General features: G+C 72.2%; 19 protein-coding genes. 6 read left to right on the top strand and 13 right to left on the bottom strand.

Going from position 1 to position 23,502, the window contains the following annotated elements; genetic code table 11:
- Positions 1–89 precede the first annotated feature (89 nt).
- Both OG711_RS13815 and OG711_RS13810 read right to left on the bottom strand, forming a co-directional pair.
- Positions 90–806: a PspA/IM30 family protein gene (locus OG711_RS13815; RefSeq protein ID WP_266508186.1), complete on the bottom strand. Its 717-nt coding sequence runs from the start codon at positions 804–806 to the stop codon at positions 90–92.
- A 77-nt stretch (positions 807–883) separates the two neighbouring features.
- Positions 884–2,959, bottom strand: a complete 2,076-nt coding sequence (locus OG711_RS13810; RefSeq protein WP_329563796.1) for a TPM domain-containing protein — start codon at positions 2,957–2,959, stop codon at positions 884–886.
- 218 nt (positions 2,960–3,177) lie between these two features.
- Here OG711_RS13810 and OG711_RS13805 point away from each other — a divergent pair, with 218 nt between their 5' ends.
- Positions 3,178–3,561, top strand: a complete 384-nt coding sequence (locus OG711_RS13805) for a hypothetical protein (RefSeq protein ID WP_073785570.1) — start codon at positions 3,178–3,180, stop codon at positions 3,559–3,561.
- Positions 3,562–3,806: 245 nt separating this feature from the next.
- Here OG711_RS13805 and OG711_RS13800 read toward each other — a convergent pair whose 3' ends face one another.
- The 5 genes from OG711_RS13800 to OG711_RS13780 form a co-directional block, all read right to left on the bottom strand.
- Positions 3,807–5,228 (bottom strand): glucoamylase family protein, encoded by a 1,422-nt coding sequence (locus OG711_RS13800; protein WP_073785572.1) that lies wholly within the window; start codon positions 5,226–5,228, stop codon positions 3,807–3,809.
- A 378-nt stretch (positions 5,229–5,606) separates the two neighbouring features.
- Positions 5,607–6,800 (bottom strand): glycoside hydrolase family 1 protein, encoded by a 1,194-nt coding sequence (locus tag OG711_RS13795; protein WP_329559361.1) that lies wholly within the window; start codon positions 6,798–6,800, stop codon positions 5,607–5,609.
- A gap of 87 nt (positions 6,801–6,887) precedes the next feature.
- Positions 6,888–7,805 carry a carbohydrate ABC transporter permease gene (locus tag OG711_RS13790; protein WP_329559360.1) on the bottom strand — a complete coding sequence of 306 codons (918 nt, stop codon included), beginning with the start codon at positions 7,803–7,805 and terminating at the stop codon, positions 6,888–6,890.
- Positions 7,802–8,803 carry a carbohydrate ABC transporter permease gene (locus OG711_RS13785; protein WP_266508179.1) on the bottom strand — a complete coding sequence of 334 codons (1,002 nt, stop codon included), beginning with the start codon at positions 8,801–8,803 and terminating at the stop codon, positions 7,802–7,804. The genes OG711_RS13790 and OG711_RS13785 overlap by 4 nt, the downstream gene beginning before the upstream one ends.
- Positions 8,804–8,808: 5 nt before the next feature.
- Positions 8,809–10,053 carry a sugar ABC transporter substrate-binding protein gene (locus OG711_RS13780; protein ID WP_266510393.1) on the bottom strand — a complete coding sequence of 415 codons (1,245 nt, stop codon included), beginning with the start codon at positions 10,051–10,053 and terminating at the stop codon, positions 8,809–8,811.
- 574 nt (positions 10,054–10,627) lie between these two features.
- Between OG711_RS13780 and OG711_RS13775 the strand changes: the two genes are divergently transcribed.
- Positions 10,628–11,110, top strand: a complete 483-nt coding sequence (locus OG711_RS13775; RefSeq protein ID WP_266508177.1) for a GNAT family N-acetyltransferase — start codon at positions 10,628–10,630, stop codon at positions 11,108–11,110.
- A 611-nt stretch (positions 11,111–11,721) separates the two neighbouring features.
- Here the strand turns inward: OG711_RS13775 and OG711_RS13770 are convergent.
- Complete coding sequence (locus OG711_RS13770) at positions 11,722–12,345, bottom strand: TetR/AcrR family transcriptional regulator (RefSeq protein ID WP_329559359.1); 624 nt, start codon at positions 12,343–12,345, stop codon at positions 11,722–11,724.
- Between the two features lie 127 nt (positions 12,346–12,472).
- On the opposite strand from OG711_RS13770, the gene OG711_RS13765 reads away from it, so the two are divergent.
- The 3 genes from OG711_RS13765 (at position 12,473) to OG711_RS13755 (ending at position 14,329) form a co-directional block, all read left to right on the top strand.
- On the top strand, positions 12,473–12,886 hold the full coding sequence (locus tag OG711_RS13765; protein WP_073784569.1) for a nuclear transport factor 2 family protein: 414 nt from the start codon (positions 12,473–12,475) through the stop codon (positions 12,884–12,886).
- Positions 12,883–13,095 (top strand): heavy-metal-associated domain-containing protein, encoded by a 213-nt coding sequence (locus tag OG711_RS13760; protein ID WP_329559358.1) that lies wholly within the window; start codon positions 12,883–12,885, stop codon positions 13,093–13,095. Before OG711_RS13765 ends, OG711_RS13760 begins: the two co-directional genes overlap by 4 nt.
- Positions 13,096–13,249: 154 nt before the next feature.
- Positions 13,250–14,329, top strand: a complete 1,080-nt coding sequence (locus tag OG711_RS13755) for an acetylxylan esterase (RefSeq protein ID WP_329559357.1) — start codon at positions 13,250–13,252, stop codon at positions 14,327–14,329.
- A 57-nt stretch (positions 14,330–14,386) separates the two neighbouring features.
- Here the strand turns inward: OG711_RS13755 and OG711_RS13750 are convergent, their stop codons facing one another.
- The 5 genes from OG711_RS13750 to OG711_RS13730 all read right to left on the bottom strand — a co-directional run bounded on the left by OG711_RS13750 (position 14,387) and on the right by OG711_RS13730 (position 20,143).
- Complete coding sequence (locus OG711_RS13750; RefSeq protein WP_073785580.1) at positions 14,387–15,505, bottom strand: LacI family DNA-binding transcriptional regulator; 1,119 nt, start codon at positions 15,503–15,505, stop codon at positions 14,387–14,389.
- Positions 15,506–16,161: 656 nt separating this feature from the next.
- Positions 16,162–16,947, bottom strand: a complete 786-nt coding sequence (locus OG711_RS13745; RefSeq protein WP_073784571.1) for a succinate dehydrogenase/fumarate reductase iron-sulfur subunit — start codon at positions 16,945–16,947, stop codon at positions 16,162–16,164.
- A complete protein-coding gene (locus OG711_RS13740) occupies positions 16,944–18,923 on the bottom strand; it encodes a fumarate reductase/succinate dehydrogenase flavoprotein subunit (protein WP_329559356.1) in 1,980 nt (659 codons plus the stop codon). The genes OG711_RS13745 and OG711_RS13740 overlap by 4 nt, the downstream gene beginning before the upstream one ends.
- Positions 18,923–19,744, bottom strand: a complete 822-nt coding sequence (locus tag OG711_RS13735) for a hypothetical protein (protein WP_073784575.1) — start codon at positions 19,742–19,744, stop codon at positions 18,923–18,925. The genes OG711_RS13740 and OG711_RS13735 overlap by 1 nt, the downstream gene beginning before the upstream one ends.
- A gap of 57 nt (positions 19,745–19,801) precedes the next feature.
- Positions 19,802–20,143: a hypothetical protein gene (locus OG711_RS13730; protein ID WP_073784577.1), complete on the bottom strand. Its 342-nt coding sequence runs from the start codon at positions 20,141–20,143 to the stop codon at positions 19,802–19,804.
- An 800-nt stretch (positions 20,144–20,943) separates the two neighbouring features.
- Here OG711_RS13730 and OG711_RS13725 point away from each other — a divergent pair.
- The gene (locus OG711_RS13725; RefSeq protein ID WP_266508163.1) at positions 20,944–23,229 is read left to right on the top strand and encodes an ABC transporter family substrate-binding protein; all 2,286 of its coding nucleotides are present in this window, start codon (positions 20,944–20,946) and stop codon (positions 23,227–23,229) included.
- Positions 23,230–23,502: the final 273 nt, after the last annotated feature.

Raw genomic sequence — 23,502 nt, 5'->3', positions numbered from 1 at the left:
CTGCGCCGAACCGTCCCGCCCCGCCCCGGACCCGGCACCGCTCACCGCGGCGTCCGTACGACCAGCCTGCGCGCAGCACCTCGGGGCGCTCATGTGCCGGACTTGAGCGCGGCCAGGCGGGCCTCCACCTCCGCCGTGTCCCCGAGCCCGTCCAGCCGTTCGAACTGCGCGTCCAGCGACGACGAGGCCAGCTCCTGACGGCCGAGCGCCCTGGCCTCCTCGCGGCGCACCTTCTCCTCGAAGCGGCCCAGTTCGCTCGCCGGGTCGAGGACATCGATGCTCCCGGCCGCGTCCATCATCTTGTTCTGCGCCTGCGCCGTCTTCGCGCGGGCCACCAGCTGATCGCGCCGTGACTGGAGCTCGCCCAGCTTCTCCCGCATCCGGTCCAGCCCCGATCTGAGCTGTGCGACGACCTCGCTCTGCCCGGCGATCACCGGCTCCGCGTCCTTCGCCTCCCGCTCCGCGGCCAACTGCCGTTGCAGGGCGACCTTCGCCAGATTGTCGAAGGTGTCCGCCTCGGCCGTGTCGCCCGCGCCGCGCAGTTCGTCCGCCTTGCGGCTGGCCGCGAGCGCCTTGCCGCCCCACTCCTCGGCCGCGACCACGTCCTCCTGGTGGTCCTGCTCCAGCATCCGCAGATTCCCGATCGTCACCGAGACGGCCTCCTCGGCCTCGCGGATGTTGGCGGTGTAGTCGCGGATGAGCTGGTCGATCATCTTCTGCGGGTCCTCGGCCTGGTCGAGAAGGGCGTGGATGTTCGCCTTCGCGAGCTGGGTGACTCGGCCGAGCACGGTCTGCTTGCTGGTCATCGGGATCCTTCCGGTGAGGTGTCCGGTGGGTGGGGGCCAAGGGGAAGCGGATGGGGCGGGCCGGGGTGCGGGTGTCGTCAGAACCGTCCGCCCCCGCTCCTGCGGCCCCGGGTCGAGCCGCCGCCGAAGCTGCCGGGTCCGGGTCCCCCGCCGAGTCCCCCGAAGCCCCCGAACCCGCCCCGGCCGCCGCCCGGGCGCCCGGATCCGCCGAGCATCCCGCCGAGGATGATGCCGCCGAGCATCGCGCCGACCGCCCCGCCGCCCCCGCCGCCGGAACGCCCGTCGTACGGGTTCCCGTACGCCCTGACGTCCTGTTCGGCGAGCGACCGGGCCTCCCGGGCAAGGGCGTCGGCCCGCTGGGCGTGCCCGAGCGCGTCGGCCGGGGCGGGGGCGGCGCCCGGCGCGCCCTGGGCGAGCGACAGATGCCGCTGCGCCTCCGCGAGCCGGGTCCGCGCGCCGGAGCCGACCCCGCCGCGGTGCGTGCTGACGAAGTCCGCGGCGGCGCCCACCGCGCTGCGCGCGGTCAGCAGCGCCTGGTCGAGCAGCGACCGCGCGCGGTGGTCGGCGGCCTCCCGCTCCCGCGCCCCCGCCAGCGCCTCGTCCAACGCCGCGTCGGCCTCCTCCAGCCTGCGCAGCGCGTCGATGGGGTCGTACGGGCCCGCCGCGCGTTCCGCCGTCACATCACGCAGGACCGCCTCCGCCCGGGCGATCCGGCCGTGCAGCTCCGCCGTCGACACCCCCGCGACCGTGCCGTCGAGCATGCCGCGCGCGTCCGCGAGGTCCGTCGTCGTCTCCGTCAGGGCGGCGGGCACCGCGCGGTCCGCCGCGTCGAGTTCACCGGCCAGCCGTTCCACCGCCGTCACGAACGTCCCCGCCTGGTCGACGGCACCCTCGGCCGCCCTGAGCTGGACGGCCGCCCGGCCGTTGTCCCCGGCGGCCACCGCCTCCCGGGCCGCCGTCAGGCTCGTCCCCGCGAACACCAGCCGGTCCTTGGCCTGCTCCACATGGCCCGCGACCGGCGTCGAGGCCCCGGGGGCGTACCGGGCGGTGAGCGCGTCCAGGGTGCCGCGCGCGGCCTCCGTGCGACCGCTGACCCGCTCGTACACCGAGGTCGCGTGGTCCAGCGCCTCGGGCGCGGTCCGCTCCAGGGCACGCAGCCGGTCGAAGGCGTCCGACTCGGCGTCCAGCCGCCGGTCGGCCTCCGTGCACCGGGCGACGATCTCGTCCAGCATGCGGCGCTTGGCGGCGTCGTCCTCCGGGAACGCGTCGTCGAGCTGCTGACGGAGCCGGAACGCCGCCGTCAGCTCCGCCCGCGCGTACGCCAGCGCCTCCTCGAACGGACGGGCGGCCTCCTCGCCGAACTGCGCCGTCGCGAACCCCAGCTCCTCGGCGCTGGTGCGCACCGCGTCGTCCGTCTCCACCAGCAGTCGGCGGGCCCGCCCGTCCAGCTCGGGCAGCGGCAGCGGCCCCGGCCCGCCCGCCGCGCTCTCGACCCGCCCGCCGCTCTTCGGGCCGCCGCTGCGGCGGCCCCGGCGGATCACGGCGTACGCGGCCAGCGCGCACGCGCCGCCCACCGCGACCACCGGCAGGACCAGGTCACCGGTGGCGATCTGCCGCTCCCCGCTCCCGCCGGGGTCGGGGTCGCCGGGGGTGAGGGACTGGGTGGGCACCGGCTGTCCGGCGAGCACCGCGTCCATGCCGTTCGCCGCGCCGACGGCCGCGCCCGCCCAGTCGTTCTCGCGCAGCGCCGGTTCGACCGCGGTGCGGGCCACCCGGGTGAGCTGCGCGTCGGTGAGACGTACGTCCTGGTCCACCGAGTACGCGTACTGCCGGTCGTGGGTGGCGACCGCCAGCAGTACGTCGTCCAGGCCCAGCCCGCCGCGTTGCGCGGTCGCGTCGGCCCAGCCCTGCGGGGAACGCCCGGAGAAGTCCCGTACGTACACCACGTAGAGCTGGATGCCCTGGTAGCGGTCGAGCCGGGCCAGCGCGTCGGCCACCTCGCCGGTGCGGTCGCCGAGGGCGCCGACCTTGTCGGTGATCTGTCCGGTGCGGGAGAGCGGTACGGGTTCGTCCGCCCGGGCGGACGCGGCGGTCACCAGCAGCAGCCCGCACAGCGCGCCGAGCACCGCCACCGCCCTGAGCAGGGGCGCCATGACGGGCCGGGGGGTCACCAGGTGCGCCCGGTGACCTTCCCGGCGGACGGGATGCGACGGGGCCGAGCCCCGGGTCGGCGTCACATGGGGGAGCGTATGGCCGGATATGCCCCACCGCGACCGGATCGCTCCGGAGGTGGTCCCGTTCCCGGGGCGCTGTCAGCGGAGGCGCCGCCGTTCCGGCCGCGTTGTCAGTGGGGTCGGGCATGCTTGCCGTCATGACGACCACCGAGACGCTGATCGACGTCTGGCGGCGGCTCCTCGCCGACCCCCGCAAGACCTGGGTGCTGTTCGAGCACGGCACGTGTGTGGTGCTGCCGGACCCGACCGGTGATCCGACGGCCGGCGCCGTCGAGGTGCTGAGCCGGTTCGGTCCCGTGGCCGCGGGTTCCGTCGCCGGTGACTTCGGGGTGATAGCGCCGGACGCCGCCGAGGGCTGGGTGGTCACGGGGCATCACCCGGACGTCCTCACGTACGTCTTCCCCGACGAGGTGCCCGACCCCGAGCCCACGGAGCTGGCCATAGGTCTGTACGGGCGCACCAAGCGGGGTCTCGACGGTGCCGCCCTCCACGCGGTCCATGTGGAGGACGGCCGGGACTGACGTCGATACGGCCTACGGGCACGGCCTACGGGCACGGTCACCGTGAGGTTCACGGCCCCGGCTCCGGCCACGGCCCCGGCTCCGGCCACGGCCCCGGCTCCGGCCACGGCCCCGGCCACGGCCATGGGCACAGTCACCGCGCCGTCAGGTTCACGGCTCGGGCGGGGGCCGCCGCCCCGGCCCTGGCCCTGACTCCGTCCCCTGGCCTCGGCCCCAGCCTCCAGCCCGGCCCCCAGCCCGTAGGGTCAGATGCTGAAGCGTTCCCGCGCCAGCAGCGGACGCACCCGTGAGGCGAAGCCGCCGGTCCGGAAGGGCCGCTGGAGCAGCCCGGGACGCAGTTCCTGCGCCAGCGCGGCGACGATCATGCCCTGGTCCAGGGCGAGGACGAAGTCGCTGACCCGGCCGGTCCGGACGTCCACCGTGTCGCGGAAGCCGTAGCCCTCGTGGTACGCGCCGAAGTCCCGGGCGAGCGCCTTGAGGTTGCCGATCGCCTCGCCGCGCGCCTGCGGCAGCGCGAGGAAGGAGGCGTGCGGGGTGACGACCCCGAGGGACTGGTAGCCCTCGGTCTGCATCCCGATCGCGTCCACGCCGTACTCGCGGTAACCACCCTCGGGGATGTTGGCCGGGGAGAAGCCCCAGTACCCGTACTTCTCCTCGATCAGCCCGTGCTCGATGTGGCTGCGTACGTAGTGGTCGTGGGTGACGCCCCAGGCGCGGGGGGACCACTGCGACTCCGGGACGAACAGCGGCACCATCAGCGCCTCGAACATCGACCCGCCCCAGGTGGGCACGAGATTGCGGCCCCGGTGGGTGTAGTGGCCGTTCCACACCCGGACCCCGTCGACGGTGACGTACTCGCCCTTCGGGGTCTGCTCCTGCTCCCACTCCGGCAGCATCGTCCGGTACATGCACCAGTAGTGCTGCGAGGGCAGCGAGCCGTCCGCGATACCGAGATAGCTCGCCATCCGGGGCTCGGTGTTCAGGGCGCCGTAGTGGTGCGGGGTGGGCTCGTCGGTGTCGGTCCAGATGCCGCCGCGCAGCTGGCCGGGGTTCTTCGCCGGGTCGGCCGCGTCGTACGGCGTGTAGAAGGCCGACCAGTCGGCGGTGGAGAGCAGCCTGGCGACACGGCGGCGCAGCGAGGGGTCGGCGTCGGCGGCGATCCGCAGTCCGGTGACGAGCCACGCGTTGTCGACGGAGGAGAGGAACGGGCGGACGGGGTCCCCGGTCTCGGGCCAGCGGGTGAGCGTCGAACCGTCGTACGCGTCGTACCAGTTGAGCCAGAAGCCGCGGTGCCGCTCCAGCTTCTCGACGGCGGCGACGGTCCGGGCGAGGCTCCGGTGCATCGCGCCCCGGCCGATCACGCCGAGTCCGGCGGCGGCGACCGTGGACCACAGTCCGCAGCCGATGTTGGTGGGCGAGGTCTGGCGGGAGGGCACCGGGCGGCCGGGCTTGCTGATGTCGGCCTTGTCGGCCGTCAGACCGAAGTCCGTTGTCAAGGCCTCGATCGAGTGGAACGTATCGCGGAACCAGGTGCGGAGCAGCGGTGTATCAGAGGTATGAACACGGGACGGAAGACGGTGCGGGGCGGCCTGCGCGGCCGGGGCGCCGGCCAGGGTCAGGGCGGCGGCCCCGCCTCCGGCAGCGGTGAGGAACGAGCGACGATCCATCGAAATGCGGTCCATACGATTCCAGCTCCTGAGGTCAGGTGGTGGCGGCGTGGATACGAACTTCTGAAGCGCCTACGCCCCCGCCGCGCCTCCGACGGCCCGTCACCACCGGTTCCACCGGCGGGTGTCCGGGGGCCGGTCGGTACGGGGGTCACCCCTGCTTCGGGGGCGCGGGGTGGGGCTCGGGCGGGCGAGAGGTGCCCGGGGGGACGCCGGTACGGCAGGCTCCCCGCACCTCGGAGGTGCGGGGAGCCGTGCGGGCGGGCGACGGATGTCCGGGGGCCTGCCGGTACGGGGGCTGTCGGCGCCCCGGGTGCGGCGGCGGTCCCGCCCGCACCCGGCGGCGAAGGCCCCCGGGTCCCGCAGACCCTCGCGGGACTACGCGGAGGGGAACTCCCGGGTGCGTCCGAGCCCGCCGAGCCACTCGGCGGAGGGCTTGGCGGTCCGCTCGAAGGTTACCGGGTCGTAGGAGATCAGCCCGAACGTCGGCTTGAAGGAGCCCCACTCGTAGTTGTCGAGCGCGCTCCAGTGGAGGTAGCCACGGATGTCGAGCCCGTCGCGCAGCCCGGCCTCGACCTCCGCGAGCGCGCCCTTCATGTAGTCCAGCCGTCGGCTGTCGTCGGCCGTGGCGATCCCGTTCTCGGTGACGATGAGGGGTACGTCGCCCACGACCGCCGCGGTGTGACGCAGCGCGTACCCGACGGCGGCGGGGTAGTACTCCCAGGAAGTCAGGGTCCGCTCCACGTCCGCGGGCGCGGGGAGCGGGCCGTCGAGCCCGATCCGGGTGCGGGTGTAGGACTGGACGCCGATCCAGTCGTCACCGCGGGCGGCCTCGATGAAGACGTCCTCGCGGGGGTGCCGGTAGGCCGCGGTGACCTCCTCGGCGCCGACCAGCGACTGGTACACCTGATTGGCAATGGTCCAGCCGACGTTGATGTCGGGGTTGATGGCCTTCACGGCCTTCACGGCCGCGTGATGGACGGCGATGATCGCGTCGGTCGTCTCCTCGTCCGGGGTCGGCAGCCCGGCCGGCGGGAAGCCGGTGTTCCCGGCCTTCGCCGCTCCGGCCATCACGGCGATCATGTTCGGCTCGTTGATGGTGCAGACGTGGTCGACACCCTCGGCGATGACGGGCGCGGTGGCCTCGACATAGCGGGTGAAGAGCTCGACGGCCCTGTCGGCGGTGAAGCCGCCCAGGTCCTCGAACCACTGCGGGACGGTGAAGTGGTGCAGGGTCACCATCGGGCGCAGCCCGCGCTCGATGGCTCCGTCGACCATGCGCCGGTAGTGGGCCAGCTCGGCGTGCGAGAAGCGGCCGGGCGCGGGCTCGATCCGGGCCCACTCGATGCTGAAGCGGTAGTCGGTGAAGCCGAGTTCCGCGAGCAGGTCCATGTCCTCGCGCCAGCGGTGGTAGCTGTCGGCGGCGTCGAGGCTGGGCTCCTGGATGTGGGAGGTGCCGCTGTGCTCCTTGCGCCACCAGTCGCTGTTCACGTTGTTGCCTTCGATCTGGTGGGCGGCGGTGGACGCCCCCCAGAGAAAGCCTTCGGGGAACCGTGTCGGGGCGTGCGTCATCGTCCTGTCTCTCTGATGGAAGCGGGCGGGGCCCGGCCGGCGGCGGGCGTCAGCCCGGTGTGCGGGGGGCTGGGAAGGGTCGGTGGGCTACTTCATGCCCGCGGTCGCGATGCCCTGGGTGAAGTGGCGTTGCAGTACGGCGAAGACGAGCAGCACCGGCAGGACGATCAGGAAGGACCCGGCCATCAGCATGCCGTTGGAGCCCGCCGACTGGTTGGGGTCGGTGGCGAAGGTGGCCAGTGCCACCGGAAGGGTGTACTTGTCGGGGTCGTTGGTGGCGATCAGCGGCCACACGAAGTTGTTCCAGGACCCGAGGAAGGTGAAGATCGTCAGCGTCGCGAGGGCGGGCTTCACCAGCGGCATCACGATCCGCCAGAAGATGTACCACTCGCCGGCGCCGTCCATCCGGGCCGCTTCGAGCAGCTCGTCCGGGATCGACTGCATGAACTGCCGCATCAGGAAGACCCCGAAGGCGCCCGCCGCGAAGGGCAGGACGAGCGCGGCGTAGGTGTCGATGAGCTGGAGCTTGCTCATGAGGACGAACAGCGGCAGCAGCATCAGATTGCCGGGCACCATCAGCGCGCCGAGGACCAGCCCGAAGACCTTGTTGCGTCCCGCGAAGTGCAGCTTGGCCAGCGCGTAGCCGAGCATCGAGCAGAAGACCAGGTTGGAGACGGTGACCAGGGTCGCCACCAGCAGGGAGTTCAGGAAGTAGCGCGGCAGGTCCAGCCGGTCGAGCAGCCGCTCGAAGTTCCCGAGCGTCCACTCGGTGGGCAGCCACACCGGCGGGGACGCCGTGAGGTCCTGGTCGGTCTTGAAGGCGGACAGCGCCATCCACAGGAAGGGGGCCGCCATGATCAGCAGACCCAGCGAGACCAGCAGATAGAGCAGCGGCCTCTTCAGCCGGGAGCCGGTCCCCCGGGAGGGTCCCGCGGCCTTGGAGGCGCCGGGCCCGGGGGCGGCGGGCGGTGGGGGAGCGGCGGGGGGACGCGTCGCGGTGCTCATTTGGTGTTGTCCTTCAGCAGCCGGAGCTGGAGCACGGTGATGCCCATGATCACTACGAAGAGGACGTACGCCATCGCGCTCGCATAACCCATGTGGAAGAAGTTGAAGCCCTCGCGGTACATGTTCAGCGAGACGGTGAGCGTGCTGTCCGAGGGGCCGCCCTGGGTCATCACGAAGGGTTCCTCGAAGACGTTGAGGTAGCCGATCGTGGTGATCACGGTCGCGTACAGCATGGTGGGCCGCAGCAGGGGGAGGGTGATCCGGCGGAACTCGTGCCAGGGCCCGGCGCCGTCCAGCTTCGCCGCTTCCCTCACCTCGGTGGGGATGGCCTGGAGTCCGGCGATGAACAGCACCATGACGGTGCCCATGTTCCGCCACACGGCCATCAGGATCAGTGAGGGCATCGCGAGCTTCTCGTCACCGAGGAAGTCCGGAGCGGTGAGCCCGACCTCGGAGGCGAGCCCGGCGACCAGTCCGTCGGCGGGGTCGAGGACGAAGCGCCACACCACGGCGACGGCCACGATGGAGGTGACCACGGGGGCGTAGAAGCCGACCCGGAAGAAGGTGCGCGCCCGGTCGATCCCGTTGTTGAGGAGCACGGCGACCAGCAGGCCGAGCCCGATGGTGAGCGGGACACCGACGACGACGAAGTAGCCCGTGTTGAAGAGGGACTTGAGGAACTTCTCGTCGCTGAAGAGCTTCGTGTAGTTCTCGAAGCCGATGAACTCGGCGTCCAGCGGGTTGGTCACATTGCGCAGCCCGAAGTCGGTGAAGCTCATGAGGAGCGTCGCGAGGATCGGGAAGGCCATGAAGACCGTGAAGAGGACGAGGAAGGGGGTGGAGAACAGCCAGCCGGCGAGGTTCTGCACACCCAGGCGCGGCTTGCCGCGTCCGCCGTCCTTGCGCGTGGTCGACGGGCCCCGCGGGCCGGGCTTGCCGCCCGGCCCCGGTGCCGTCTTGGCCGCGTCGGACGCGGCCGGTCCGGTCGTGGTGCTCATGACGGCTACTTCACGAGACCTTCGACCTCGGACTGGGCCTTCTTCGCCGCGTCCTCGGCGGACTCCTTGCCCTGGGTCACGGCCTCGACGGCCGAGTCGACCTTCGAGGTGATCTCCGACCACTGGGGCAGCGGGGGCGAGTTCTTCGCCGTCTCCATCTGCTCGCGGAAGACCTGGAGGTTCGGGTCCTCGGCGAGGGGGCCGGACTCCCAGGCGGCGGTGGCGGCGGGCAGGTCGCTGGTCCGCTTGAACCAGTCCTCCTGGCCCTTGGTGTCCGTCAGGTACGTGATGAACTCCTTGGCGGCGGCCTTGTTGTCGCTGTCCTTGGAGATCACCAGGCTGGAGCCACCGGCCATGGACACGGACTTCTCACCGGCCGGGACCTTGGCGACGGCCCACTTGCCGGCCAGGTCCGGGTACTGGTCGTTGAGGAGCGTCATGATCCAGGGGCCGGAGAAGAACATGGGCACATCGCCCTTGTTGAAGTCCTTGGTCACGTCATAGCCGGGCTGGACGCTCTTCTTGGCCAGGCCCTTGTCGAAGTACGTCCCGTACTCCTCGAAGGCCTTGACCGCGGCGGGGCTGTCGATGACCGCCTTGCCGTCCTTGTCGATGATCTCGCCGCCCGACGAGTACAGGAAGGGGTAGAAGGACTGCACGGTGTCCAGACCGCTCGGCTGGATGTTCAGGCCCCACTTGGTGCCGGCCTTGTCCTGGTAGGCCTCGGCGGCCGACCGGAGCTCGGACCAGGTGGCGGGCGCCTTGTCGATGCCCGCCTCCTTCGCCAGGTCGGTGCGGTAGTAGAGGACACGGGTGTCGACGTACCACGGCACGCCGTACACCTCGCCGTCCACGACGCCCTGCTCCCAGCTCGCCGGGAAGAAGTCCTTCTCGTCGAACACCTTGGTGTCGACGGGCTCCAGCGCACCGATCTCGGCGAACTCGCCCATGTAGGTCCCGCCCATCTGCGCGATGTCGGGCAGGGTGCCCGCGGCGGCGGCCGAGACCAGCTTCTGGTGGGCGACGTCCCAGCCGACGGGCGTGACCTTGACGTTCACGTTCGGGTTCGCCTTGGTGTACTCCTTGGCGACATCCCCGAGCTTCTCGCCCTCGGCGCCCATGGCCCAGACGGTCAGGGTCTGCTTCGCGTCGGCGGCCACACCCTCACCCCCCGAGCTTCCGCAAGCGGTGATTCCGAACGCCGTCGCAAGGGCGATGGCGACCGTGGCGGTTCTGGCGGCGCGGTGCATGGACGGCTCCTCCTTGAGCTTCCCGGACGTACCTGGCATCCCTGACTGCTTCCTCCGAAGACCCCTGAATGTCTTGCGGATACCCCGGATGCCGGTCCGGATGTATGCGCTGTCTGTAAGCGCATACATCACTCTGCGACAGTCGCTCGGGGATACGCAAGGGGGCTTCACATCACACTCCGGTAACGGAGGCCGGGTGGGTCGGTGGGGGTGTGCGGCGGAGGTGATCGCATGGTGGGGGGCCGGTGTGGGGGTGGAGGTCCGGACGGGCAGATATATGCACCTTGCACGCTAGGCGGGATGTTTACGTACCGAAAGGGAATGTGGCGCAAAACGCTTCTGCGGCGCCCTCTTTCCGCAGGTCCGGACGGTGGCCGTACGGTGCCGGGGTGTAGCCGGGGCGGTCCCGGGGAGTAGCCGGTGCGGGGGTGCGCGTGCTCGGTGGCTCGGATGACGGGCGGTGCGCGGACTGCGGTGCGCGGGCCGTGGGGCTGTCCGGGGCGCCGTCCGGGGTACAGGTCGGGGCGCGGGAAAAGCCTTTGCGGGGAGGTCGGCCCGCGGTGATCCTGCGCCCATGAAGCCGACGCGCGCTGGTGAGCACCCCGTACGCATCCGTCACTACGAGGGCCGTGACTGGGAGGCCGTCGCTCGTATCCATGACGCCGCCCGGCTGGACGAGCTGCGCGACTCCGTCGGGGTCGAGGCGTTCCTCACCCTGGAGCGGACCGCCGAGACCGAGGGGCTCTTCGACGGTGAGGTCTGGGTGGCGGAGGAACCGGACGGCCGCGTCGCCGGATTCGTGGCGCTGGCCGACGACGAGGTCACCTGGCTGTACGTCGACCCGGCCGCGTACCGCCGGGGCATCGGTGCGCGGCTGCTGCGGTATGCCGTGGAGCGGGGCGGTCCCCGGATCGGGACCACGGTCCTGGTGGGCAACGCCGCCGCCCTCGCGCTCTACGAGCGGGAGGGCTTCGCCCTCGTCGAGACGAAGTCGGGAAAGCTGGAGGGCAACGAGTCCTTCGCCGCGAGCGGACACATCATGGAACTACGCAAGTAGCCCCCGCGCGTGCCCGAATGGGCGCGGGCTCGCGCACCCGGGCGAAACCGGCCCCGGGCGGGTGGGCCCAGCGGCGGCGGCCCTGGCGTGCGCCCCCGAAGAGGCGGGGCATGGGCCCCCGAAGGGGGCGCGGGGAACTGCGCACCCCCGTCGGGCCCGCACGGGAGCAAGTGCGTTCACCGTCCATGACCTCAGGGGCGCGAGGAATTCGCGCACTCGCACGGGACCGGTCTGCGGCAAGTGGGCCCAGCGGCTGCGGCCTTGGCCAGCGCGTCCGAAGAGGCGGGGCGAGGGGCCCCGGAGGGGCGCGGGGAACTGCGCACCCCCGTCAGGCCCGCATGGGAACAAGTGGGTTCACCGTCGAAGACCTCAGGGGCGCGAGGGACCGCGCACCCGCACGGGACCGGCCCGGGGTAAGCGGACTCACCAGCGCGGGACCGGCCTAGGGCAGGTGGACGAACCCGTGAGGGACCAGGGGCGCGGGAACGGGCGCGCACCCAAGGCGGACCGGGGCGGGAGGCGGACCGAGGTGGGAGGTGGGCGTACCCCGCTCGTGCTCGTCCGTGCGGCGTGCCCGTCCGGGGTGCGTGCGGCGGTGACGGTACCCGGGGTCAGGGGGGCGAAGGGGCGTCCCCCGGGACGGACGGCGGGGCGCCGAGGGCGCGGAGCGTCGCGGTGCGCAGCGCGTCCGCGCCCTCGTCCGCCGACATCCGCCCCGCCGCGACCTCGTGGCCCGCCGCATGGCCCAGCGCGGTCACCACGGCGACCAGCCACGCCGCCGGGGGAGCGGGGTCGAACTCCCCGTCCCGCTGGCCCCGTTCGACGAGCCGGGTGAGCCGGGCGTCGACGGGCTCGTGCAGCGTCTCGCCGGAACCGCCCCGGACGGGGTCCGTGCCCGCCTGGATCACGACCGGGTTCCGGCGGAACAGCCGCCAGCCGATGTCCTGGAGCCGCGTCAGCGCCTCCGCCGCCGGGCCCTCCTCCAGCCCCGCCTCGTCCATCGCGGCGACCGCCTCACCGGTGACCCGTTCCGTCACCGCGCCGACCAGTGCGTCCCGGGAGGCGAAGTGGGCGTAGACCGTCTGGCGGGTCACACCCGCCGCCGCGGCGATGTCGCGCATGCCGGCGTCCGGCCGCTCGGCGAGCAGGGCGGTCGCCGCGTCGAGGACGGCCGCCCGGCTGCGTTCGGCGTCGGCCCGTCGGGGCCGGGGGGCGGGAGAAGCGGTGGACGGCATGAATTCTTACACCCTTGTCAAAGTTGATTCCCGCGCATACCTTACTACTCGCGCACCTCTTACATGCATGTAAGAGATCGCGCGCCGACCCGAACTCTGCCCCAGCCCCAGCCCGACGGAGCTCCCGATGACCGTGCCCGACCTCCTGGCCACCGAACCCGAACGGTTCCTGACCGAGTTCTTCGCCTCGCTGACGGAGGACGTCCTCAGCGGCGACGACGATCCCGGGGGACCGGTCGACCGGCACTTCACCCCGGACATCGTGCAGATCAGCGATGGGATCGCGCTGACCAGGGAACGGCTGGTCGCGCATATGCGCCCGGTCCGCAGGAACGCCGTCGAGTGCCGGTACGAGATGCATGAGGTGCTCGCGGTCGGATCGCGGGTAGCGGCGCGGTTCACCCTGCACGCCCGGATGCGCAAGGGCCGGACCCTCGCCACCGAGGTGCACTTCATCGGGGACTTCGCCCCGGACGGCCGGATGCGCCGGGCCCATCAGCTCACCCGCGCGCTGCCCGGGCCGGTCGAGGGGGAACGGTGACCCGGTCCGTCACGTACGCCGTACCGGGCATGGTCTGCGGCAACTGCGCGGACCTGATCACCGAGGAGGTGTCCCGGATCGCCGGGGTGACCGGGGTGTCCGTGGCGGTCGAGGCCGGAACCGTGACGGTCACCAGCGACCGCCCCCTGCCGCTCACGGAGGTCCGCGCGGCGGTCGAGGAGGCGGGCTACGAGATCCGGCACCGCTGACGTCCCCGCCACCCGGCCGGAGCCGGACCCCGTTCCCGCCGAGCGATTCAGCCCAGGACAGCCCAGTCCAGCCCAGCCCAGGACGGGCAAGGTGATCCACACCCCCGCCGCCCCCCGCCGACCCTTCCCCCCGGCCGGGACCTACGCTCCGACCATGCCCGCCCCCGAACCCCGCCCCGAACCGGCCGCCGACCCCGGCCCCCCGGACCACTCCACCGGATCCGAGGTTCCGGGGTTCGCGCACGGATTCCCCTTCGACCCGGCCTACGGCTACACGCCGGCCCGGCTGCTCGGTGTCTCCGCGCCCCCGGCGCCCGCCGGGTTCGACGCGTTCTGGCGGGCGCGGTACGCGGCGGCGCGAGCGGTCGCGCCGGAGCCCCGGGTCGGTCCGGTGGAGGTGGAGGACGAACGGCACGGCGTCCGCGTACGCCGGGTCACCTACGCCTCCACCGGAGGCATCCGGACCGGCGGCTGGCTGGTGCTGCCCGCCGACGGGCGGGCCGTCACCCACGGATTCGTGATCGGGCACGGGTACGGGGGCCGGGACACCCCCGCGCCGGAGCTCCCGCTGCCGCTCGCCGGGGCCGCCGCCCTGCTGCCCTGTGTCCGGGGGATGGGCCGCCTCGGACGGCTGCCGGGCATCCCGGACACCGCCGACGCCCATGTCCTGCACGGGATCTCGGCACGGGACACCTATGTGCTCGGTGACTGCGTCGCCGACCTGTGGTGCGCGGCGTCCGCGCTGCTGGAACTGGTACCGGAGCTGGCCGGGCCCGGTGCCCCGCGCCTCGGGTACGTGGGGGAGAGCTTCGGCGGGGGGCTCGGGGCGCTGGCCCTGCCGTGGGACGAGCGGTTCGGGGCGGCCCAGCTCACCGTGCCCACCTTCGGGAACCATCCGCTGCGGCTGACACTGCCGTGCGTGGGCAGCGGCGAGGCGGTCCGCGCCCATCGGGCCGGGCACCCCGGGGTGACGGAGGTCCTCCGCTGGTACGACGCGGCGACGGCGGCGACCCGGCTGCGGACCCCCACCCTCGTCGCCCCCGCGCTGTTCGACCCGGCGGTGCCGCCGCCGGGACAGTTCGCGGTGTACAACGCCCTCGCCGGGCCCCGGGAACTGCATGTGCTGACGGCCGGGCACTTCGAGCACCCGGGGACCCGTTCCGAGTACGCCGCGCTGGACGCCGCACGCCGCCGGTTCTTCGCCACCTGGCTGGTCGCGGACGAGAAGCCCTGACCGTCGACCGCTGCTCACGGGCCTCCCGACAACCGCCGCCGGGGTCTCCCGGGCGGGTCAGCCGCAGCCGCAGCTCGCCCGGCGGGCCACCGACACGGGAAGCATCAGCGACACCGGTACCCCGGGCCGCACCGTCAGATCGCTCCCGGCGCCCGTCCCCGTCCCGTTCCGTCCGGCCAGCCGCTGGACGAGCAGCTCGACGGCGGCCTCGCCCATCCGCCGCATCGGCTGGCGGACGGTGGTGAGGGCGGGGCGGACGAGACGGCTCAGCGGGATGCCGTCGAAACCGGTCACGGCGATGTCGTCCGGGACCCGCACGCCCCGGCGTTCCAGGGCATGCAACGCGCCGACGGCCATCTGGTCGTTGGCGAAGAGCATGCCCTGCGGTGGGGGCGTGCCTTCGGCGGCGGCGCGGTCGAGCAGCGCGTCGGCGGCCCGTGCGCCCTCCGCCTGGGTCATCGTCGGCGCCCGCAGATCGGGTACGTCCCCCACGGGGACCCCCGCCGCCGCGCATGCCGCACGGTAGCCCCGGAAGCGGGCCGCGACGTCCGGGGAGTCCTCGGCGCTGCCGATGAACGCGAGCCGGCTCAGTCCGTGATCTGCCAGGAGGTGCCGGGTGAGCTCGCGCTCGCCGTACTCGTTGGCGACCTCGATGTGGTCGAGATGATCGAGCTGCTCGGACTCACGGGGACCGGCGAGCATCACGACCGGCAGCCGCCGGGACATGACCTCCAGGTCCTCGGTGGGCACGGTCCGCGCCAGTACGGCGAAGCCGTCCACCCGGCCCGCGACCTTGGCGACCAGGCTCTCCGGCCCGACCTTGAGCGAGGCGGCGATCAGCAGCGCGTAGCCGTGGCGCCGGGCGGCGCGTTCCATCCCGCGGATGATCTGGTCCGAGTACAGCATCGCGGCGTCGTCGTCGTCCGATTCCCCCGCCTCCGACTCGGTGTCGGGGTCGGAGGAGTCCGGGAAGCAGAGTCCGAGGACGCCGGTCGACCGGCTCGCCAGCCCCCGGGCGTTCCCGCTCGGTACGTAGCCCAGTTCGCGGGCGGCGGCGAGCACCCGGTCCCGGGTCTGCTGCCGTACGGAGTCCGGGTTGCGGTACACCCGTGACACCGTCGCGATGGAGACACCCGAGCGCTCCGCGACGTCGTACACCGTGGGGACTGTGCTCACCCGACCGACCGCCTGCCTGTTCGAACCGAATGCGCAGTACACGCGCTTTGTAAGCGCATTCACCCTAGGCGGGCGGCCCCTGTCGGGCAAGGTGGCCTGCCTTCGCTCGCGCTTCCGAGGTCTGCCCGGGTGGGCGCCCTTGCTCCCGCACAGGTCGTTCGTGGGTGCGCGGTTCCCCGCGCCCCCGGGTTTCTTGTGCTGGGCGCACTTGTTTCCTGTGCCGTCGCTCGGTGGTTTCGCGCAGTTCCCCGCGCCCCTTTGGGGGCGCTTCAGCCTCCTGAGGTTGTTTTTCACCCTCCTCCTCGCGCAGTCGCAGGACTCACGTAAGGGGGTGGGCGGGAATCTCTGCCCGCAGACTCCGATGCTCTTCAGCAGGACAAGGGGGACGTCCGACCGAGCGCGTTGGAGCGAGGACGGAGAATCCCGACCGGCACCGACCCGAAGAACCGACAGAACGCGCCCCGACAGGGGCGCGGGGAACTGCGCAAAACCCACCGAGCGACGGCACAGGGACAAGCGCGTCACGCCGGACAGACCTCCGAAGCGCAAGCGAAGGCGACCCGCGGGGAACTGCGCACCCCACGAACGACAGCACAGGAACGAAGTTCGCCCAGCCGGACAGACCTGAAAAGCGCAAGCGAAGGCGACCCGCCCCCCTATTCCCCCCGCCGCCGGATCTTGTTCCCCAACCACACCAGCGGATCGTACTTACGATCCGCTGCCCGTTCCTTCAGCGGGATCAGCGCATTGTCCGTGATCTTGATGCCCTCCGGGCAGACCTCCGTGCAGCACTTGGTGATGTTGCAGTAACCGAGCCCGTGCTCGTCCTGCGCCGTGGCCTTGCGGTCGAGCCCGGCGGAGTCGGCCGCGTCCAGGGGATGCATGTCCAGCTCGGCGACCCGCATCAGGAACCGCGGACCGGCGAACGCCGTCTTGTTCTCCTCGTGGTCGCGGACCACATGGCAGGTGTCCTGGCACAGGAAGCACTCGATGCACTTGCGGAACTCCTGCGACCGGTCGACATCCTCCTGGAGCATCCGGTACTCACCGGGGGCCAGGTCCGGGGGCGGCACGAACGACGGGATCTCCCGGGCCTTGGTGTAGTTGAACCCCACGTCGGTCACCAGGTCCCGGACCACGGGGAACGCCCGCAGCGGGGTCACCGTGATCGTCTCCGTACGGGAGAAGACCGACATCCGGGTCATGCACAGCAGCCGCGGCCGCCCGTTGATCTCGGCGCTGCACGACCCGCACTTGCCCGCCTTGCAGTTCCAGCGGACCGCGAGGTCGGGGGCCTGGGTGGCCTGGAGCCGGTGGATGATGTCCAGGACCACCTCGCCCTCGTTCACCTCCACCCGGAAGTCGGTGAGCTCACCGCCGCCGGTGTCCCCCCGCCAGACCCGGAAGAGCGCCTCATAACTGGTGGATGCGGTGGTCGTCACTCGTACAGCTCCTCTTCGGCGAGGTACTTGACCAGCTCCTCCTTGTCGAAGAGGGCCAGCAGGTCGGGGCGGATGGGTTCCGTCTCCACCCGGGACAGCTCGATCCGGGGACGGCGCGGATCGCCGGCCTGCTCCGCCCCGGACGGGTCGGTGAGGGCGCACAGCAGGTTCACGTTCCGCCAGGCGCGATCCATCCCGGGACGGTCCTCGCGGGTGTGGCCGCCCCGGCTCTCGGTGCGTTCGAGGGCGGCCCGCGCCACGCACTCGCTGACCAGCAGCATGTTCCGCAGGTCGAGCGCGAGGTGCCAGCCCGGGTTGAACTGCCGGTGCCCCTCCACGACCACGTCGCGGGCCCGGACCCGCAGATCCGCCAGCCGCTCCAGCGCGTCGGCCATCTCGCCCTCGCGCCGGATGATGCCGACCAGGTCGTTCATCGTCTGCTGGAGCTCCTGGTGCAGCGTGTACGGGTTCTCCGGCCCGGCCGCACCCGGCCTGCCGGTCGTACCGGCCGCGCGGGTCGTACCGGACGCACCCGACGCCTCCCCCGCGCCGAAGGGGCGCAGGGCCTCCTCCACCGCCGCGCTGATCTGGGCCTCGTCCGCGACCGGGCGTTCGTCCTTGAAGCGGGCCGCGTACCGCGCCGCGTGCAGCCCCGCGCGGCGGCCGAAGACCAGCAGGTCGGAGAGGGAGTTGCCGCCGAGGCGGTTGGAGCCGTGCATCCCGCCCGCGACCTCACCCGCGGCGAACAGTCCCGGCACGCCCCGGGCCGCGGCCGTGTCCGACTCGACGGCGATCCCGCCCATCACGTAGTGACAGGTCGGACCGACCTCCATCGGCTCGGCCGTGATGTCGACGTCCGCCAGCTCCTTGAACTGGTGGTACATGGACGGCAGCCGCCGCCGGATGGCCTCCGCGGGCATCCGGGTGGACACATCGAGGAAGACCCCGCCGTGCGGGGAGCCCCGGCCCGCCTTGACCTCGGAGTTGATCGCCCGGGCCACCTCGTCGCGGGGGAGGAGCTCAGGTGGCCGGCGGTTGTGGTCCGGGTCCTCGTACCAGCGGTCGCCCTCCGCCTCCGTCTGCGCGTACTTCTCCTTGAAGACGTCCGGGATGTAGTCGAACATGAACCGTTTGCCCTCGGAGTTGCGCAGCACCCCGCCGTCCCCGCGCACCGACTCCGTGACGAGGATGCCCTTCACCGACGGCGGCCAGACCATGCCCGTCGGATGGAACTGCACGAACTCCATGTTCAGCAGCGGAGCCCCCGCGAGCAGCGCGAGCGCGTGCCCGTCGCCCGTGTACTCCCATGAGTTCGAGGTGACCTTGAAGGACTTGCCGATCCCGCCGGTCGCGATGATCACCGCCGGTGCCTCGATCACGAAGAACCGCCCGGTCTCCCGCTCGTAGCAGAAGACCCCCGCGACCTTGCCGTCCGGGCCCTTCAGCACCCGGGTGACCGTGCACTCCTGGTAGACCTTCAGACAGCACTCGTGGTCGCCGGACTCCAGCGCCGCGTGCTGCTGGAGGGAGACGATCTTCTGCTGGAGGGTGCGGATCAGCTCAAGGCCCGTACGGTCGCCGACATGGGCGAGTCTCGGGTACTCGTGGCCGCCGAAGTTCCGCTGGGAGATCCGGCCGTCCCGGGTCCGGTCGAAGAGCGCGCCCCAGGTCTCCAGTTCCCATACCCGGTCGGGGGCCTCCTGGGCGTGCAGTTCGGCCATCCGCCACTGGTTGAGGAACTTCCCGCCGCGCATCGTGTCCCGGAAGTGGACCTTCCAGTTGTCGCCGGAGTTCACATTGCCCATCGCCGCCGCGATACCGCCCTCGGCCATGACCGTGTGCGCCTTGCCGAACAGCGACTTGCAGATCACCGCGGTGCGCAGCCCCTGTTCACGGGCCTCGATCGCCGCCCGCAGCCCGGCGCCACCGGCGCCGACCACGACGACGTCCCACTGCTGCCGTTCCACCTGAACCATCAGAACAACCTCGGATCGTCAAAAGCACCACTGGCCAGGAGATACACATAGAAGTCGGCGAGTCCCACACTCACCAGGGACGCCCATGCGAGCTGCATATGACGGGCGTTGAGTCTGCCGACCCAGCCCCACAGCCGGTAGCGCACCGGGTGCTTCGAGAAGTGCTTCAGCCGGCCGCCGACGATATGGCGGCAGGAGTGACAGGACAGCGTGTACGCCCAGATCAGCGCGACGTTGACGAGGAACACCAGCGAACCGAGGCCCATATGGCCCCACGCGTAGTGCTCGTCGCGGAACGTGAGGACGGTGTCGTACGTGAGGATCACGGCGACCAGCAGCGCCGCGTAGAAGAAGTACCGGTGCAGGTTCTGGAGGATGAGCGGGAAGCGCGTCTCACCCGAGTACTTCTTGTGCGGCTCGGCCACCGCGCAGGCGGGCGGCGACGCCCAGAAGCCGCGGTAGTACGCCTTGCGGTAGTAGTAGCAGGTCAGCCGGAAGCCCAGCGGGAAGACCAGGATGATCAGGGCGGGGGACAGTCCCCACCAGCTGCCGATGATCTCCAGATTGGGCCCGTCGCGCATCGGCGCGCAGTTCTCGGCGAGGCAGGGGGAGTAGAACGGGGACACGTACGGGGCTGCGTAGTAGTCGGTGTTCGCGAACGCGCGCCAGGTCGAGTAGACGATGAAGGCGAGCAGCCCGGCCGCTGTTCCGGCGGGCGCGAGCCACCAGCGATCGGTCCGCAGATGTGCTGCGCCGATCGCGGCGCGGGTGCCCGTGCGGACACCACCGCGCTGGATGGGGGGTTCCGTGCCAGTGGCCAACGAGGACTCCACTCGGGTCGGGACTCGGACTCGAATCGCCCCCGGGCCGGCGGTGGCTCAGGGGGCTTGACGGGCCCGGGCGCCGAGTCCCTCGTCGTCCGAGTCCGTCCACAGCGAGCTGTCGTACGGGGTGTCGGGAATCCGTACGATGTCCGGCCGGTCGGCCGGGCGGGGTGGTACGGCGCGGTGCTGAGGGACACCGCCCCTGGTGACTGGTCCGCCGCCCGCGGTCATGAGCTCCCGGAGGAGTTCCACGCTCTCGCGCAGATGGGCGGCGTCGGTCCGGACCCGTCTGACCTCCAGTGCTTCCCGGCCGATCCGGTCCGTGAGCTGTCCCACGGTCCGTGTGAGGTCGTCGATGCAGCGCTGTACAGCCGTCAAGTCATCCTGAACTGACATGATTTGCCCTCTCTTCCGCAGTCGCGGGCGGCAACGTTCATGCGACTGTGAGTGTTCCGTGTCACATCACGGGTTGGGAAGACACCGGCCGCGCTTTCTTGACACTGGCCGGTACTTGTGGGTTGCACGGTGCGGATGGGGCTGTTCGTGCGCAGGTGGGGGACCCGCGGAACGCCTTCGGCGCGGTTCGGTGGTCCTCGCGTGGCTGACCGGTTCGCCTCCCGTCGGTCCTCGGTCGGCGCCCCCGGGTCCGCCCTCCGGCCGTGACTGTCCCGGTGCGGGTCGCCCTCGCTCGCGGCCGTGGGGTCCACCGGTGGGTGCACTTGTCCCTGTGCGGGTCGCTCGGTGGGCGCGCGGTTCCCCGCGCCCCCCAGGTCTGCCCGGGTGGGCGTGTTTGTTCCTGTGCCGTCGCTCGGTGGGTGCGCGGTTCCTCGCGCCGCTGAGGTCTGTCCGGGTGGGCGTACTTGTCCTGTGCGGGCCTGGCGGGGGTGGGGTCCTCCCGGGGGCCGGTGGGGGTGCCCCCGGCCCCAGGACACCGCCTCCGCCGCCACGGCGCCCGCCGCCACGGCGCCCGCCGCACCGGCGGTTCCGTTGCGCCGCGCGGGTGAGGTTCCGGCGGGTGTCGCCGTGTCGTGGCCGGGGCACGCGCCGCTTCGGGTTCCGTGGAGCCGTCGGCCATACATGTGATCAGCGCCAAATCACACCGACGCGACCAGTCCACCCGCACTGAACGTGATCACACCGACCCCTGCCGGGAGGCGCCGTACCCCCGGGGGCCGGGCGACCCCGGAGGTACACGGATGTCCCACGACGGCCTCAGCACGCGCGCGGTGATGCGCTCGGTCGCCTTCCTGACGGCGGGCGCCCTCACGCTCCCGGTCCTCACGGCGTGCAGCTCGGACGACCGGGCCTCGGCACCCGCCGCCGCCCAGGACATCGCCCTCACCCCCCGCGACAAGGTCGCCGACGGGGCCACGCTCACCTGGGCCGTGGACGCCCTCCCCGAGACCCTCAACGCCTTCCAGGCCGACGCCGACGCCGCCACCACCAGGGTGGCCCAGGCCACCCTGCCCGCGATGTTCCGTCTCGACGCCCAGGGCCGCCCCCAGCGCGACCCCGACTTCCTGGAGTCCGCCGAGGTCGTCGAGACCGAACCGCGCCAGGTCGTCCTCTACAAGCTCAACCAACAGGCGGTGTGGAGCGACGGCCGGGAGATCGGCGCCGACGACTTCGCCGCCCAGTGGCGCGCCCTGTCCGGCAAGGACACCGCGTACTGGACGGCCCGCAACGCGGGCTACGAACGCATCGAACGTATCGACCGGGGCGCGAACAACCTGGAGGTACGGGTCACCTTCGCCAAGCCCTTCGCCGACTGGCGCGCGCTGTTCACCCCGCTGTACCCCAAGGACGTGATGGGCACCCCCGACAGCTTCAACGACGGGGCGCGCGGCAAGCTGAAGGTGTCCGCGGGCCCCTTCGCCGTGCAGAAGTTCGACACCAAGGCGGGCGAGGCCACCCTCCAGCGCAGCGCCCGCTGGTGGGGTGGCCCCGCCAAACTCGACAAGCTCGTCCTGCGGGCCGTCCCCCGCGACAAGCGGGCCGCCGCGCTCGCCGCGGGCAAGGTCGACCTGGCCGAGGTCGATCCCGGTGAGGCCCGCCGGATCGCCCTCGCCGCCCGCGACCGGGGCACCTCCGGCCCGCTCGCCCACGGCCCCGGCGCGGCGATCACCCCCGGCCAGGCCCTGCGTTCCTGGGCCCTCGCCCACGGTGAGGACGAGGAGGCGGCCGAGGCGGAGCAGCTCGCCCGGGCCCGTACCCGCAAGGCCGTCGAGAAGTACGCCGACGAGCAGGCCGGACTGCGCGACCTCACCGTCCGCAAGTCACTGGAACCCGCCTACACCCAGCTGGCCCTCAACGGCTCCACCGGTCCCCTGTCCGACGAACGGGTCCGCCGCGCGGTGGCCCGCGCGCTGGACCGCGCCGAGCTCGCGTCCGTCGTCCTGTCGCCGCTCGGGCTGCCCGCGAAGCCCGTCGGCAGCCATCTCGCGCTCGCCGGACAGCCCGCCTACACCGACAGCAGCGGCGCGCTCGGCAAGCAGGACACCGCCGAGGCCCGGGCCCTGCTCGCGGACGCGGGCTGGGTCCCCGGCGGCCCGGTCAAGGGCACCAAGGACGCCAAGGACGCCAAGGAGAAGGCGGAGGACGACGCGAAGAAGGCCGGGGCCGACCCGGACAAGGCAGCGGGATCAGGCCAGGACGGCTCCGACGGCGCGTACATCGTGGGCCGGGACGACCCCAAGCCCGGCGACCTCCCCGTGTCGCTCCCCGCGCCCGCCGCCGCGGCCCAGCGGACCGCCGTCGCGCGTCAGGCGGCCCTGTTCGCCCCGGCCGCCGGGGAGGACGGCGAGCAGGCCCGCCGCCAGGACGGACCCCAGCGGATCGGGCAGGGCGGCGCCCCCGGCGCCTACGCGCCCAAGGGCACCGCCGCACCCCGGGACCCCAGCGCCGGCGCGTCCCCCGCCGAGGCCGCGGCCGGACCGCTCGCCAAGGACGGCAAGCCGCTGACCCTGCGGTTCGTCCTGCCTTCCGGACCCGGCTCCGAGGCCCTGCGGGCCGTGGGGGAGCGGATCTCCCGGATGCTGGAGCGGATCGGCATCCGCACCGAGACCACGAAGGTCGCGGACGACAGCTACTTCAAGGACCACATCGCCTCCGGGCAGTACGACCTGGCCCTGTACTCATGGCCGGGAACCGCCTATCCCGCGACGGACGCCCGGCCCATCTACGCCAAGCCCGTGCCCGCCGCCGACGGCTCGCTCAACGTGGAGCAGAACTACACCCGGGTCGGCACCGACCACATCGACCAGCTGCTCGACCAGGCGTCGAGCGAGCTGGACGAGAAGCGGTCGCGGGACCTGGTACGCCAGGCCGACGCCCGTATCTGGGCGGCGGCCGGCTCGATCCCGCTCTACCAGCGCCCCGAGCTCGTCGCCGTCCGCAAGAACGTCGTCAACGCGGGCGCCTTCGGCTTCGAGACCCCGATCTACCAGAACATCGGCCTCGCCAAGTCCCCCGGCCGGAAGTAGCGCCTCCGGCCGTTCCCCGACCGGCCCCCGGTCCATGACCCGACCGGGCCAGGCCCCCACCGGCCCGTGACCTGGCCGAACAGCGACCCCCGGCCCAGGCCCCGCCCGGAGCACGAACACCGGCGCGGGGCCCCGGCCGTCCGCACCAGAACCCTCAGAACTCCCTCAAATCCCTTGCCGCCCCCCGCACGGGCCCTGCACTGTCGAACCACCCCCCATTGACCCCCGGAAATCACCCGGACCAGCGGATTCCCCCCAGATCCGCCTCCCCGC

Origin of the sequence: Streptomyces uncialis, assembly GCF_036250755.1 — a bacterium.
Taxonomy (GTDB): domain Bacteria; phylum Actinomycetota; class Actinomycetes; order Streptomycetales; family Streptomycetaceae; genus Streptomyces; species Streptomyces uncialis.
This window is presented reverse-complemented; position numbering and strand designations above follow the sequence as displayed.